Source organism: Vibrio sp. 704 (assembly GCF_033339295.1).
In genome coordinates, this window is record NZ_JAWOUH010000864.1 from 1 (window position 1) to 550 (window position 550).

Annotated in this window: 1 protein-coding gene; it reads left to right on the forward strand. The window is 47.3% G+C overall.

Going from position 1 to position 550, the window contains the following annotated elements; all coding sequences use genetic code 11:
- The coding region (locus tag R7R24_RS29575; protein WP_318120572.1) for an efflux RND transporter permease subunit at positions 1–550 on the forward strand (550 nt) is incomplete at both ends.

Genomic DNA, 550 nt, shown 5'->3' on the forward strand with positions numbered 1-550 from the left:
GCGTTTGCACCAATCGGCTTATCTCAAGACGCAACTGGCGAATTCATGGGCTCACTCTTCTGGGTGTTGTGTTTTTCATTGTTCTTGAGCTGGGTTACGGCAATTACACTCACGCCTTTCTTAGCAGACCTGCTTCTAAAAGAAGAAGAGAAAGACACGAACGGTGAAGACGAAGACCCTTACAAAGGCTGGTTGTTCGTTGTATTTGGCGCGTTGCTTAAGTTCTCGTTACGTTTTCGTTGGATGACTGTCGCTGCGATGGTGGCGTTGTTAGTGGGTGCCGTTATTGCGTTTGGCAATGTGAAGCAGCAATTCTTCCCACCTTCGAATACGCCGATGTTCTACGTTGATATGTGGATGCCAGAAGGTACGGATATCCGTCAGACCATTAAGCAAGCGGAAAAAGTAGAAAGCTATATTCGTCAGCAAGATGACATCGATTTTGTCTCGGTTTCGATTGGCCAAGGTCTACAACGTTTTGCATTGACGTACCAACCGGAGAAAAGCTACGAGGCTTACGCTCAGTTCCAAGTGCGAACAACTGACCGTG